The organism is Dinghuibacter sp., assembly GCF_035492835.1.
GTDB lineage: Bacteria > Bacteroidota > Bacteroidia > Chitinophagales > Chitinophagaceae > Dinghuibacter.
In genome coordinates this window covers 14,923-29,134 of the sequence record NZ_DATJIY010000180.1, presented here as the reverse complement: position 1 = coordinate 29,134, position 14,212 = coordinate 14,923, and the positions used below count along the sequence as shown (strand labels likewise).

Annotated in this window: 11 protein-coding genes; 7 read left to right on the top strand and 4 right to left on the bottom strand. The window is 58.9% G+C overall.

What is annotated here, in order from left to right:
* Positions 1 to 1,005 precede the first annotated feature (1,005 nt).
* From VL547_RS17045 to trxB, 4 genes are all read right to left on the bottom strand, one after another.
* Positions 1,006 to 1,506: an FUSC family protein gene (locus VL547_RS17045; protein WP_325580057.1), complete on the bottom strand. Its 501-nt coding sequence runs from the start codon at positions 1,504 to 1,506 to the stop codon at positions 1,006 to 1,008.
* 70 nt (positions 1,507 to 1,576) lie between these two features.
* Complete coding sequence (locus VL547_RS17040) at positions 1,577 to 2,338, bottom strand: hypothetical protein (protein ID WP_325580055.1); 762 nt, start codon at positions 2,336 to 2,338, stop codon at positions 1,577 to 1,579.
* 9 nt (positions 2,339 to 2,347) lie between these two features.
* Positions 2,348 to 2,698, bottom strand: a complete 351-nt coding sequence (gene folB / locus VL547_RS17035; protein WP_325580053.1) for a dihydroneopterin aldolase — start codon at positions 2,696 to 2,698, stop codon at positions 2,348 to 2,350.
* Positions 2,699 to 2,711: 13 nt separating this feature from the next.
* Positions 2,712 to 3,656, bottom strand: coding sequence for a thioredoxin-disulfide reductase (gene trxB, locus VL547_RS17030; protein WP_325580051.1), 945 nt, complete (start codon positions 3,654 to 3,656; stop codon positions 2,712 to 2,714).
* 57 nt (positions 3,657 to 3,713) lie between these two features.
* Between trxB and VL547_RS17025 the strand changes: the two genes are divergently transcribed.
* The 7 genes from VL547_RS17025 to VL547_RS16995 all read left to right on the top strand — a co-directional run bounded on the left by VL547_RS17025 (position 3,714) and on the right by VL547_RS16995 (position 14,203).
* On the top strand, positions 3,714 to 4,283 hold the full coding sequence (locus VL547_RS17025; protein ID WP_325580049.1) for an RNA polymerase sigma factor: 570 nt from the start codon (positions 3,714 to 3,716) through the stop codon (positions 4,281 to 4,283).
* A 104-nt stretch (positions 4,284 to 4,387) separates the two neighbouring features.
* Positions 4,388 to 5,569 carry a FecR domain-containing protein gene (locus VL547_RS17020; RefSeq protein ID WP_325580047.1) on the top strand — a complete coding sequence of 394 codons (1,182 nt, stop codon included), beginning with the start codon at positions 4,388 to 4,390 and terminating at the stop codon, positions 5,567 to 5,569.
* Between the two features lie 35 nt (positions 5,570 to 5,604).
* Positions 5,605 to 8,907 (top strand): SusC/RagA family TonB-linked outer membrane protein, encoded by a 3,303-nt coding sequence (locus VL547_RS17015; protein WP_325580045.1) that lies wholly within the window; start codon positions 5,605 to 5,607, stop codon positions 8,905 to 8,907.
* A gap of 12 nt (positions 8,908 to 8,919) precedes the next feature.
* The gene (locus VL547_RS17010; RefSeq protein WP_325580043.1) at positions 8,920 to 10,323 is read left to right on the top strand and encodes a RagB/SusD family nutrient uptake outer membrane protein; all 1,404 of its coding nucleotides are present in this window, start codon (positions 8,920 to 8,922) and stop codon (positions 10,321 to 10,323) included.
* A gap of 17 nt (positions 10,324 to 10,340) precedes the next feature.
* Positions 10,341 to 11,093, top strand: coding sequence for a DUF4843 domain-containing protein (locus VL547_RS17005; protein ID WP_325580041.1), 753 nt, complete (start codon positions 10,341 to 10,343; stop codon positions 11,091 to 11,093).
* 18 nt (positions 11,094 to 11,111) lie between these two features.
* Positions 11,112 to 12,605, top strand: coding sequence for a PKD-like family lipoprotein (locus VL547_RS17000; RefSeq protein WP_325580039.1), 1,494 nt, complete (start codon positions 11,112 to 11,114; stop codon positions 12,603 to 12,605).
* Positions 12,602 to 14,203: a S41 family peptidase gene (locus tag VL547_RS16995; protein ID WP_325580036.1), complete on the top strand. Its 1,602-nt coding sequence runs from the start codon at positions 12,602 to 12,604 to the stop codon at positions 14,201 to 14,203. Before VL547_RS17000 ends, VL547_RS16995 begins: the two co-directional genes overlap by 4 nt.
* The last annotated feature ends 9 nt before the right edge of the window (positions 14,204 to 14,212 follow it).

Genomic DNA, 14,212 nt, shown 5'->3' with positions numbered 1-14,212 from the left:
GCCGGACTGGGTCGCGGTGGGATTGAGCTGGACGTAAGTCTGGGCTTGGGTGATTGCGAACAGGCAGGTTGTGGCAGCCAGGAGGATTAAGCGTTTCATATTGGTGGTTTAGCAGGGAAGTAATTCAAGATATGAGGAAAGCTAATAATCTCCAAAAAAATATCCCCGTCGCGATGGACGGGGTATATTTTTTTCGGCTATCAGAGGGATCTAAGGTTCCCCGATCCTGCCGGACCGGGCGTGGGTAAAATTATATTGAAAGTCGTTTTGGGCTTTGTAAGGGCCCGCCTGGAAAAGCGGGCCGTTTGCTAACCTATGAATAACACCTAATCGTTGTGAGAACAAAGATACATGGCGGAATCGCGATTGGGTGTTATCCGGAAGCTAATGGGGTCCTAACGGTTGGTTAAACGGGCGGCGCACAGGGGGCGCGGATGTGGCGCGGATGTGGCGCTGCGCGGGAGGGATATGTATGAAAAACCCCTCCGTAATCGGAGGGGCTACTTCATTTTGGGGCTTTTCAAGAATACAGAACCGCTCTGCAATGCGAGCAAAAAATGATATGCAGGTTTAACTATTGTAATAAAAAAAATACCCTAACCGGAAGGGTAAGGGATATTTTTTGACTGGCTTTTCTCTGAGACCCCAGTCTCCGCACATTGTCACACACACGTAGAGGATAATGGATTGGATCATTCTCACGTCATTCGCGGGCGCAAAAGTAAGCTATAATGAAAAACTACAATCTGTATTGAGGGGTGGGTAAGCGGTGGGAGTTTTGAAGAAGGCCTGCCTGGAAAAGCAGGCCGATTGCTAACCTATGAATAACACCTAATCGTTGTGAGAACAAAGATAGGATGACACACGACGACTTTGTGTTATCCGGACGCAAAGTGGTTCTTAAGCTTTGGTTAATCGGAGTCCGTAGAGATTATTCCTATAGAGAATATGCGCTCGGCGTGAAGGGTTTGTGCCGGCGTGGCGCGGGCGCGCGTAGAGGATCGATTACACGCGCCGGCGGCGTTGCAAACGGTCGAAGAGCAAGCCGAGCAGGAACGCGACCACGCAGCCGATGAGGACTTCTTCGGCGCGGACGAGGGCGGTGATCAGCGCAGTGTGGAGCGCGGTGTGGACGATGAGGGAGGGCGCCATGACGATGACGACGGTGACGGGCGCGAGCTTCCAGCTGCCGGGGTATTTGGGGAAGGAGGTGCTGATAAGGATCGCGGCGGTGATGCCGACCATCATCGATGTAAAGCTGACGCCGGTGATCAAGAGGGCAACCATCCCGATGGCGCAACCGCTCAGGGTGTTGACGACCCGGGAGATGGTGTTGTTGCGGAGGTTGATGAAGTCGGGCTCGGAGACGATGATCACCGAGATCAGTGCCCATTCCCGGCGGTCGGTGCCCAGGAGCTCCAGGAAGCCCCAGGAAATAAGACAACCCAGCACGATCCGGAAGACGTACAGCAGCGTATTGCGGGTGAAGCGAAAAGTGAGGTCCATATCGGCAGTTGTGGTGGGCGGGGCATGGGCGGCACGGGGCGTGGGCGGTGCGGGGGCGCGGGGCGCGGCCCTACATCAGCGCGTCGAGCATTTTCCGACCTTCGGCCTTGGTCGCGGGGTCGTCCTCGGTCTGGACGGGCAGCTTGACGAGGGTCTCGAGGGCCGTTATGGCCTTTTCGGTCTGGTCGTCTTCTTTGTAGACCTTGGCGAGGTCGAGGTAATTGATGATATAGCTGGGGTTGATCGAGCGGCATTTTTCAAAACAGGCGATGGCGGTTTTGATCGTGGCGTCGGGGATACCGCCGTAGAGGACCTTAGCCTCGGCCCTTTCCGCGCCGCTCATATGGAACGCCATGATATTCCATAGACCCAGCAGGTACCAGGCGCGGTAATTCTTCGGGTCGAGCTTGATGGCTTTGTCGCAAAGGTTCTTGACGTCCCGGCCGTATTCCGCCCGTTTTTTGGCGCTGAGGCCCGGCGTCAGGCGGAAATCGGCGACGGCCAGGGCGACGTGGGCGTCTGCGTTGGTGCTGTCCACCTTGAGGGCGCGGCCGGCGAGGTCCTGGGCTTCGGTATAAAAAGTGGTCGCCTTGCCTTTGTCGGTCTGGCGGCCGCCGATCCGGCTGGCCATAAAGCTGCACTGGACCAGGGCATGGAGGTTGTCGGGCTGAACGACGAGGGCGGACTTGTATTTGGCGTAGGCGTCCTCTTCCTTGAGGTTTTTGACGAGCTGGTCGCCTTCGGCGGCCATGTCATCGGCGGTCTGGGCGAACGTACGGGTGACGCTGCCCAGGGCGAGCGCGGCTATCAAGAGATATTTGGAGATCGACATGCCCGTAAATTAGAATATTTTGCTGTATTCCACCGCGACGGTGCCCTGGAAGTTGAGGAGGGGCGGGTTGATCTTCGCCACGCGGATGTCGACCCGGGTCAGCTGCGGGAACTGGTCCTTTAGCAGGTGGGTCATCTCCATGGCCAGGGTCTCGAGGAGCTCCTCCGGCAGGGTCATCCGCTGCTTTACCAGCTCGTAGACCGCAACGTAGTTGATGGTCTCATGGAGGTGCCGGACCGGCTGGGCGGGGTCGGGCCACTCGAGGCTCAGGTCCAGCTCGAACCAGGCGCCGAGCTTTTGCTCGTGCACGTAGAGGCCGTGGTAGCCGTAGAAGCGCAATTTTTCAAGCCTGATAGTCATGGGGAGCCTCGCTTTAGTGCAAGCCTTCTGCCGTAAGGTACCGCTCCGCATCGAGGGCGGCCATGCAGCCGCTGCCCGCGGCGGTGACGGCCTGGCGGTAGTTCTTGTCCTGGACGTCGCCGGCGGCGAAGACGCCCTGGATGTTGGTCTTTGTGGTGCCGGGAACGGTCTGGATATAGCCCTGGTCGTCCATGTCGAGCCAGCCCTTGAAGATGCCGGAATTGGGCTCGTGGCCGATGGCGACAAAGAAAGCGCTGACCGGGATGGTCTCTTCCAAGCCCGTCTTGTTGTTGCGGATACGCACGGCTTCCACCTTGTTGTCACCGATCACCTCGGCCGCCTCGGAATTCCAGTAGACGACGATGTTGGTGGCCTTGAGGACGCGGTCCTGCATCACCTTGGAGGCGCGCATTTCGCCCTTGCGGACGAGCATATGTACAGTTGTACATAATTTAGAAAGGTACAGCGCCTCTTCGGCCGCGGTGTCCCCGGCGCCGACGATGGCCACGTCTTTTCCTTTAAAGAAAAAACCGTCGCAGACCGCGCAGGCGCTGACGCCATAGCCGTTCAACCGCTGCTCGCTTTCCAGCCCCAGCCACTTGGCGCTGGCGCCGGTGGAGACGATCACGGAATCGGCGGTCATCCACTTTTCCTCGTCGATCTCCACGCGGAGCGGACGGCTGTCGAAGTCGACCTTGGTGGCCATCCCGAAACGGACGTCGGCGCCCATGCGGGTGGCTTGTTTTTCAAAGTCGATCATCATCTCCGGTCCCTGGATACCGGCGGGGTAGCCGGGATAGTTCTCGACCTCGGTGGTGATGGTCAGCTGGCCGCCGGGTTGGATACCTTGATATAGAACGGGTTTGAGGTTTGCCCGGGCCGCGTAGATCGCGGCGGTGTAGCCGGCGGGGCCGGAGCCTATGATGAGACAGTGTACGTGCTCGACTTCTTGTGCCATGCAATGGTAATTAAGGGTGCAAATTTACGGAAATAGTTAACTTGCTCCTTCTTGCTTATGGAACGGTCGACCGCTGCCGAACGAGACCTCCTGCGCCGGTTTTCGGATGGGGATCCCGCCGCCCTGGAGGCGTTGGTGGCCGCGTATTTCCCCATTATGTGCCGGTTTGCGGAGAGATTCCTGGCCGACCCGGATTCGGCCAAGGACGTCGTCCAGGAGGCGTTTATCCACCTTTGGAACGGCCGGAGGCCTTTCGCGACGATGGCCAGCCTGCGGAGCTACCTGTTTGCCTCCACCAGGAACGGCTGTCTCAACTACATCCGGGGCCGGGAAAGACAGGAAGGTAAACACCAGGCAGCCACTGCGCTGGATCCCACGGAAATGGATTCTGTCCTGACGGAAATGGTCAAGGCGGAGTTCCTTTCCGCGGTATATGACACCGTCCGCCTGATGACGCCCCAGATGCAGGAGGTTTTTTACCTGAGCTTCAGGGAGGGGCTGACGGTAAAAGAAATATCGATTCATCTTAATATGAACCTGAAGGCCGTAAAGAAGCAGAAATATAAGGCCCTCGTCATCCTTCGCAACAAATTCGGACCGGGCGGACCGGTCGCGCTCCTGCTTTGACCACGCACTCCTGCAAAAAATCCGGCGGCTAAAAAAAAACTTTGGCGTCGCGGGGGTCGATTTTTCCCGGCCGGTGTTTTCCTTATACCAAATCGCCCCAAACCTTGGAGCCAAACAATATTACCCCCTTCGAACAGGCCTCGTATATCGCCTCGGTGATCTACAAGGCCATGGAAAAGGAAGCGCTTACGGAAAATGAACGGAAGGACCTCGACGCCTGGATCGCCGAAAACGATCGTCATGCCCGGGCCTTCTCGGAGCTGCAGGACAGGGAGGCATTGGAGGAGGAGCTCCGGGCGCTGGCAGGGTATGATACACGATCGGCCGCCAGGCAGTTGTTTGACAGACTGGGCTTAGCGCCCGTCCGTAAAAGCGGTACGGTCCGCATGATCGTACGCTGGACGGCGGCCGCGGCCATCGTGGTCCTGCTGGCAGCGAGCGGCTGGTGGTGGATGGCGGGGCACCAAGGGAGGGGCAAAACCTATGGCGATGTAGCCCCCGGTGGTAATAAGGCCATCCTCACGCTGGCGGACGGGAGCAGGATAGCCCTGGACACCGTGCAAAACGGACAGCTGGCCGTGCAGGGCCAAACGCGGATCACCGGGCAGCATGGAGAAGTGACCTATAAAACAACCGGCAATACGGCCGACATCGCGTACAACACGATGACGACCCCCCGGGGGGGACAATACAAGCTGGTCCTCCCCGACGGCAGCAGCGTATTGTTGAACGCCGCGTCCTCCCTGCGGTATCCCACCGCTTTCACCGGCGGTAGCCGGACGGTGGAGCTAACGGGTGAAGCTTATTTCGAGATCGCAAAGAACACGACCCAGCCTTTTATCGTAAAGGCACGGGGAACAGACATAAAGGTATTGGGCACCGCCTTCAACGTGATGGCTTACGACGACGAGCCCGGCGTCCGGACGACGCTCGTCAACGGGGCTGTACAGGTAACCACGGCCAACGGGTCCAGGACGCTGGAACCGGGACAGCTGGCGGCGGCCGAAAACGGCGGGCTGACCGTTGGAGACGCGGACACGGACAAAGAGACGGCCTGGACGACCGGTTTCTTCAAGTTCGACCATACCGATATCCAATACATCATGCGGGAAGTCTCCCGCTGGTACGACATCGATGTCGTCTATGAAACCACCATGAACGCTTCCGACACCTATAGCGGACGAATCAGCCGCAACCTGCCCTTATCCGAACTAACCGCTTTCCTGGAAGGCAATGGAATACACCACTTCAGAATTGACGGCCGACAGCTGACGGTGCTGCCATAGAAAGACCGAAATATTTATCCAAAACTAATTAACGCATGAGTTTCAAACGTGTGAGGGGAGCCGCGCGCCTGCTGCTCCTGGCCCTTTGCTTGTCCGCCTCGGCGGCGGGCTTATCCCAAAGAATAACCCTGTCCGTTACAAACGCCCCCCTGGGAAAGGTCTTCGACGCCATTTCCAAACAGGGTCGCGTCTCGGTCGTGTACCGGGACGACATGATCCGGAACGCCCGGCCGGTTACGATGGATGTCAAGAACGTCACGGTGGAAGAGGCCTTGAAGGAATGTCTGAAGGGACAGCCTTTTACCTACCGGATCAACCGGAATATGATCGTCATCCAAAAGCCCAGTCCGTCCAGTGCCCAGGCGGACAATCCATTCGGGGATGTGCAGGGCAAAGTCCTGTCCGAGAACGGTGGGGGTGTTCCGGGCGCCACCGTCATGGTCAAGGGGACCAACCGGGGTAACCTGACCAATGAAAAAGGCGACGTGCTGCTGGAAAACATCCCGACGGACGTCACCCTCGTAGTGAGCCACGTGGGGTTTGAGACCCAGGAGATCCGGCTGAACGGTCGTACCGAATTCACGGTACACCTTAAGGTCCGGGTGAGTGAGGTGAGCGGGGTGGAGATCAACACGGGTATGTTCACCCGGAAGCAGGAAAGCTTTACCGGCGCCGCCACCACCTACACCGGCGAGCAGCTGAAGACCATCGGCAACAAGAACATCATCGAAAGCCTCAAGACCCTGGACCCGTCTTTTGTCGTCGTGCCCAACAACACCCAGGGTTCCGACCCCAATACGCTGCCCACCATCGAGGTCCGGGGTAAGACGACCATCAGCAACACGGACCTGAACGACCAGTTCAGCTCCGACCCCAACCAGCCCCTGTTCATCCTCGACGGCTTCGAGAGCACGCTACAGGCGATCTACGACCTGGACATGAACCGCGTGGCCTCGATCACCATCCTCAAAGACGCGGCCTCCACCGCGCTGTATGGCGCCAAGGCCTCCAACGGCGTGGTGGTGGTGGAGACCAAGCGTCCCCTGCCCGGGGAGCTGCGGGTGAGCTATACCGGCGATTTTTCCTTCGATCTGCCGGATCTGAGCAGCTACAACCTGATGAATGCCTCGGAGAAGCTGCAGTTTGAAAAGCTATCCGGCATGTACACGACCGGCGTCTATACCGGCGCCAACCAATGGCTGCTGAACCAGGAATACAACAACAAGCTGGCGCAGATAGAGCGGGGCGTCAACACGTACTGGCTCAGCGAACCGGTGCAGCTGGGCTTTACCGACCGGCATTCCGTGTCGATGAGCGGGGGCAACCGGGACCTGATGTTCACGGGGGGCGCCGACTACAGCAGCCAGAACGGGGTAATGAAGGGGTCCGACCGGGACGCCTGGGGCGGCTTTGTCGACCTTTCTTATCGCAAGGGCCGGGTGAACGTCACCGATATGCTCAATTTGTCGGGCTATACCTCGAACAACTCCCCCTACGGGTCTTTCTCCGCCTTCGCTCAGGCCAACCCCTATTATACCAAACGGAACGCCGACGGCTCGGTCCCGGTGTACCTGGATTCGACCAATGGCCAGCTGAATCCGCTCTATAACGCGACACTGTATTCTATCAGCCAAACCAAATACACCTACTTTAGCAACAGCCTGCAGGGCATTTTCACCCTGACGCCCAACCTGCGGATCCAGGCGGCCGGGCTGCTGAGCCAGGGCACGAACACGGCGGTGAACTTTACGCCGCCAGAGAACACGCAGTACCGGACGATACTCGACCCTCACCTGAGGGGTAGCTATACCAACAACAACGGCCAAAGCACGATGTACAGCGGGAACCTGATGGTGACTTATGCCACGACCGTGCGCCGGAACCAGGTCACCGTCAACGTGCGGTCGGACATCAGCCAGACGAAAAACTCTTCCGTCGGCTTTTCGGCCACGGGGTATCCCTACGGCACGGACGGGAACCCCTCCTTCGCCTACAGCTATACGCCTTATACGGTGCCCTCCTCCAGCATCAACACCGGCCGGGACGTGGGTTTCCTGGGGAGCGTCAACTACGCCTACGACCAGCGGTTCCTCTTCGACGGGACGTACCGGCTCGACGGCTCGAGCGTGTTCGGCTCCAACAAGCTCTTTAAACCCTTCGCCTCCGCGGGGCTGGGGTGGAATATCGGCAGGGAGAGCTTCCTGCGTCGCCTGGGCTGGATACAGCTGTTGAAGCTCCGGGGCGACATCGGGTACACTGGGAACGAGAACCTCGGTCAGTTCACGTCGGTGTCGACCTATTCTTTCCAGTCCGGTTCCTACAACCCGAACTTCGGGCAAGGACTGAGCCTCGAGTCTCTCGGCAACCCCAACCTGGAATGGCAGAAGACGCTCCAGTCCAGCTATGGCCTTGATTTCACCCTGCTCCGCAACCGGATCAGCGGTTACTTCGAATACTTCGACAAGGCGACAAATCCCCTGGTCGTCACCGCCAACGGCGCCCTGCCCTCTTCCGTAGGTCTGAATTCCGGCTACGAGATCAACGCGGGGAAGCTGACGACCAGGGGCGTGGATTTCAACCTGCGGGTCTCCCCTATCTATAACCTGCGCAAACGCATCATCTGGACCATCGGTATTACCGGCGAGGCCTACAAGAGCCGGTACAGCGACTTCGGCAGCAGGCTGGACGCCCTCAACAAACAGGAGCAGCAAAGCAACGGCCTGGTCCGTTACACGGACGGCTACAGCCCCGACGACATCTGGGCCGTGGTATCCAAGGGCATCGACCCGGCCACCGGGCATGAGCTCTTTCTGAAGAAGGACGGGACGCTCACCTACACCTACGATCCGAATGACATCACCCGTGTCGGCAATTCCGAGCCGAGGCTGGAAGGGGTCATCAACTCGAGCCTGGCGTATAAAGGCTTCACCCTGGGGGTCAACTTCCGTTACCGGATCGGCGGGGACGTATTCAACTCGGACCTGTACCAGAAGGTGGAGAACATTTCCCTGCAGGGCGTCTGGCAGAACCAGGACAAACGCGCGCTCTACGACCGCTGGCAAAAACCGGGGGATGTCGCGCAGTTCAAATCCATCTCCATACAAACCAGTACGCCGATGTCGTCCCGCTTCGTGGAGCTGGACAACCAGGTCATCGGGGAATCGTTCAACCTGGGCTGGCGGTCGTCGAACGGGTGGATCAGGAAGCTGCGGATGCAGTCGCTGAGCTTCAACTTGTACCTCAACGACCTGTTCTGGTTGGAAACCGTAAAGACCGAACGCGGGACGGGTTATCCGTTTGCACGGTCTTCTTCTTTCAGCATCAATGCTTCATTTTAAAAACGCGCTGGTATGAAATACATATATCTGTTGCTATTTGTTACACTCTGCGGCTGCAAAAAGTACCTCACGGTACAACCGGAAGGATCATACACGGGCCCGCAGGTTTTTTCCAACGAAAAAGCCATCCAGCAAGCCCTCAACGGTCTCTACAACCTCGTGGGCTCCGATTCGCTCTATGGGGGCAACCTGTCGATGACGACCGTGGAGCTGCTGGCGCAGCAATACAACAACGGGTCCTATAGCGCCGACAACGTCTACAACTCTTTCGAGGCGTATTCGTATACCAATACGAGCGTCCAGGCCGTGTTCGAGAATGTCTGGCAGACCGCCTACGCGGGTATCCTGGCCGCCAACGTCTTTATCAGCCAGATCGACGGCGCGGCCGCGGCGGGCGTGGTGACGGGCGCGCACGCCCAGCAGATGAAGGGCGAGGCCATCGCGATACGGGGCCTCCTGCATTTCGACATGCTCCGGTTATTCGGGCCGGTCTTTAGCACCGGGGCAAACAACCCCGCCATACCGTACTACACACGGCCCGATGGACAAACCCAGCCGATCCTCACCGCCACACAGGCGCTGGACAGCGTCCTGGCCGACCTGGCGCAGGCGGAGACCCTGCTGACCGGCGACCCGGTCATTACCGGCGGTGTCGTCTTCACGCCGGATTTTTACGCCGGGTACCGCAACCAGCGGCTGAACTACTACGCGGTCAAAGGCCTCCAGGCCCGGGCTTATCTGTACGGCGGCCAGACCTCCGCCGCCCACGATTCGGCCCTGGCGGTGCTCACCGAAGGCGGACGTTGGTTCCCCTGGCTCAATTACACCGCCATCGTGTCCAATACCACCAGCCCGGACAGGATATTCTCCCCGGAGGTGCTCTTCGGGCCGTACAACCAGGAGATGTACATCAACTTCAACAACTACTTCAACGCCAACCTGACGGCGGTGGACATCCTGGCCATGCAGCCCACCCGGCTCAACAACGTCTTCGAGGGCAACCAGAACGACTACCGTTATACGACGACCTGGCTGAATGGACCCAACAGCTACCGTACCTTCTTCAAATACGCGGACGTGCAAAACACCGCCGCGCCCTGGCGGTACATGCAGCCGGTGCTGCGCAAAAGCGAGCTGTATTATATCATCGCGGAGACCGACCCCAATCCGACGGTGGCCTTTGCCGCCCTGGACTCGGTCCGCTACAACCGCGGGTTGCCGAACCTCGCCGCCACCGCCGTGCTGACCACCGAGATCAAAAAAGAGTATCAGAAGGAATTCATCGGGGAGGGGCAGCTGTTTTTTTACTACAAACGCACGAACACATCGACCATCGGCCTGGGCTCCAGTACCTACCTGAGCGTGGCGCCGGTGTACCAGGTGCCGCTGCCGCTGTCTGAAACCACTCCCCGTTAACCGCAAAGTTTTTCAATATGAGAAAATATTTGTTTTTGCTGGTCGTCCTTGCGATGGCTGCCTGTAAAAAAGACACATTGCTGACATACAGCCCACCCGATAATATTTACTTCGACTACGGCGCCGCCCTTAATAATCCGGTCGACAGTCTCGGGGTCTCCTTTGCGTACAGCCCCGCCACCGTCCGGGATTCCATCCTGGTCATACCGGTGGCGGTCACGGGGTCGCCCAGCGGCCACGACCGGTCGTACGGCATCGTCGTGGACCCGGCTTCCAGCGCCGTGGCGGGCACGCACTACGAGTTGCCGGACTCGTTTGTTTTCCGCGCCGGGCACGTCCTGGATACGCTGTCCGTGACGCTGCTCCGGGCGCAGGACCTCCAGGACACGACGCGTTTCCTGATCCTGCACCTGCACGCCGGCAAGGATTTTTCGACCGGGATGCCGTTCATCTACAACGGCAGCGACACCGTCAGCACGCTGACGTTTACGATCGCGCTGTCGGACCAGCTGACGCCGGGCCCTTACTGGACCAGCGTTTTTACCCCCTATTTCGGGACGTTCAGCGTCAGGAAGGTACAGTTGATGAACCAGGTGGTCGGCATGCCGCTCAACTTCTGGGTCAACCTGAACAACCTCAACCTGAGCGCGCAGGCGTCCTATTTCGCGATCACCATGAGCCGGTACCTGAAGAACCAGGCCCTGGCGGGGGATACCATCTATGAGGCGGACGGCGTCACGCCTATGACCATGGGCGCCGCCTATCAATAACCGTTAAATCCTTGACTGATGAGAAAAATACTGCTATACGGCGTTCTCCTGGTATCCCTGGTTTCCTGTTACAAAGACCTCGGGAACTACAGCTACCACGCCATTAATCAATTGACCTTCACGAATTTCGATACCGTGCATGGGTATACCGTCTTTTACAACGACACCCTCCGCGTCTCCCCTGCCGTGATCGCTTCCCTCGACAAAAACCCGTCGTACGTCTATCAATGGTCGTTACGCGTGGCGGGGCCGGGCGGAGCTTATGACTCGGCGGATTCGGTCATTGCCGTTACGCCCGACCTGGACGTCCGTATCACCAACACGCCGGGCACATACACCTTGCAATACCGGGTGACCGACAATAACACGGGGATCACCTTCCAGACACGAACCACGCTGCTGGTCACGTCCCAGGTATACGAAGGCTTCCTCGTCCTGAACGATGTCGGCGGCCAGTCCCGGCTGGACATGCTCTCCTACGACAAGACGGCCGCCACGTTCACACAGTACACCGACGTGCTCAAAAAGCAGGGCTCGGCGCTGACGCTCCAGGGACAACCCTACCAGGTCCTTTGTGCCCAGTATACGAACGCCAACATCAATCCCCAGAACTACGGCATATTCCTGCTGACCTCCGCGGGTACCAACCGGGTCAACCAGGAAACCTTTGGCTGGGACCCCACCTACAATATCAGCTACCTGATGATCGGTGACCTACCGGCCGGCTTCGCGCCACAGCACCTCACGGTGGAGCCCACTTACGGCGCCTATCCCGACCTGTTCCTGTATTATAACGCCAACATCTATAACGAGGCCCTCCTGGCCAGCCAGTACTCCTTCAAGTTTGCAGCGCTGAATTCGTATACGGCCAGCGGCACGCCCTTTACGGTATCGCCCTATGTCGCCACCGACGGGAGCTCGGCTACCCTGTATGACATGGACGCGCGCGCCTTCGTTACCCAGGCCAGCTATTCCAGCCCCACCGTGTCAGCCGTGCCCACGGCCCGGAACTATCCTACCGGCGAAGACCTGGTATACATGGAAAGGGCCTATTCAGGGAGCGTCTACGCGGTCCTCAGGGACACCACGGCGTCGCCCACCTACCGGTTGATGCGGTTTACCCTGGGCGCTGCGCAAAACTACTACCAACCCATCACGGGCACGGACATCGCGCTGGCCACCAGCTTTGCGTTCAGCCCGGACCTCGGGTATATGTTCTACAGCGTCGGCGGGAAGCTGTACGAGTATGACCTTTCGCTGCAAACCAGCTTCCTCATGCTGGACAAGGGCAGCGCGAACATCAGCTACCTGTCGTTCCATGAATTCTATAAAAGGGCTACGAATACCACGTACGCCACCTGGGCACGGGAGCTCCTGGTCGGCTCCGCCAACGCGGGTGGGAACGGAACGCTCGAGTTGTATTCGATCCCGCCCGTCAACGGGCAGATCGTACAGCAGAACCAGTGGACGGGCTTTGGCAGGATCGTGAGCGTAGCATACAGGGAAAGATGAGGAAGTTCCTGTTGTTGCTGATGTTTGCCCCCCTGAATGGCCGGACGCAACTCCTGTCTTCCGTGGCGAAGCTCATCGAGACGGAGCATTACCGGCCCAAGGTGATCGACGATTCGTTTTCGGCCGCGCTTTGGCGGCGGTATATCGAGATGCTGGACCCGCTCAAGGGGTTGTTCCTGCGGTCGGATCTGGAGACTTTATCTACTTACCGGTTTGTGCTCGACGACGAGATACGGGGGGAGCGGGTGGTGGCGTTTTTACCCGCTGCGTTACGACTATATCGTGCTCGCTTGTCGGAAGCCGTTGTCATGGATAGCGCGATTTTGTCTAACCCGTTCCGGTATGACGTCGACGAGACGGTGCGGCCGGATGGGGGCAGCCTGGATGACTTTGCGGGTTCTTTGCCGGTGTTGCGGGAGGCGCGGCGGAAGATGCTCAAGTATTTGTCCCTGCAGTACCTCGTGATGCAGCGACGGACGGGCTTCGAATCGGACTCGCTGGCGCGGCAAAAGGCGCGGGAGTGGCTGGCGGCGGATTACGCACGGCTGTGGCGGGATACTGCGTTATCGGTGCAGATGGGGCGGTATGTCGATGTGATGGGGCGGCTGATGGATCCGCACACGGATTACTTTTTTTCGGGGGTTGGCTCCGGTAGTCCGTCGACCGTCGATGTGGCGCTCATTAGGTCTTCCGGCCGGCGGGTCGGGTATGTCTCCTTTCCGGAATTCTATGGCGACAGCCTCCGACACTGCGCCAGCGATGTATCGCGGGCATTACGCACGCTGGACAGCGCCCGCGTGGACGGGATCGTATTCGACCTGCGCGACAACCATGGGGGCTCCCTGCAAGAGGTGTTGCGCATGACCGGGTTGCTCATACCCCGGGGGCCGGTGGTACAAGTCAGACGCCGTAGCGGCGCGCCCGTGGCCTTATCGAGCGATGCAGACTCCGTCGTGTATGATGGCCCTTTGGCGATATTGGTCAACGAAAAGACCGCCTCCGCCGCCGAATTGTTCACTGCGGCCATCCAGGATTATCACCGGGGTATCGTCATCGGCAGCCGTACCTATGGCAAGGGGACCGTGCAACGGAGCTTCCCGGTGGATAGCGGCGTGCTCAAGCTGACCATCGAGCAGTTCTTCCGCGTATCCGGGGGCTCGACGCAGCTCGCGGGGGTGACGCCCGATGTTTGTCTGCCGGACGTGTATGCTTTTCAAAAGGTGCGGGAAGCGGACAACGCCGGGGCGCTGGGCTGGGACACTATACCGCCTGTCGCGTATGCCCCTGGGCCGGCATTGTATGGGGGGGCTTTTTCGCCTGATAGCGTTTTTGGCGTCATTCAACGGAATAATACCTGGCTGGGGGCCAGGCGGGATTCACCCGTAAGCCTCGACCTGTCGGTGTTTACGGCCGGCCAGGACGCCCGGCAGGCGATCCTTTTGCAAGACCGCGATGCGCTGACGCTACCGGCCGGCCGGCGGCTGGACGTTATGGCGCTGACGCCTGGGGACCGGCGCTGGGTTATGGCGGCAGGCCGGGATATTTATATCAATGAGGCCCTGCGGGTGCTTGAGCATATACGGGAACCAAAATCTTAAAAACATACC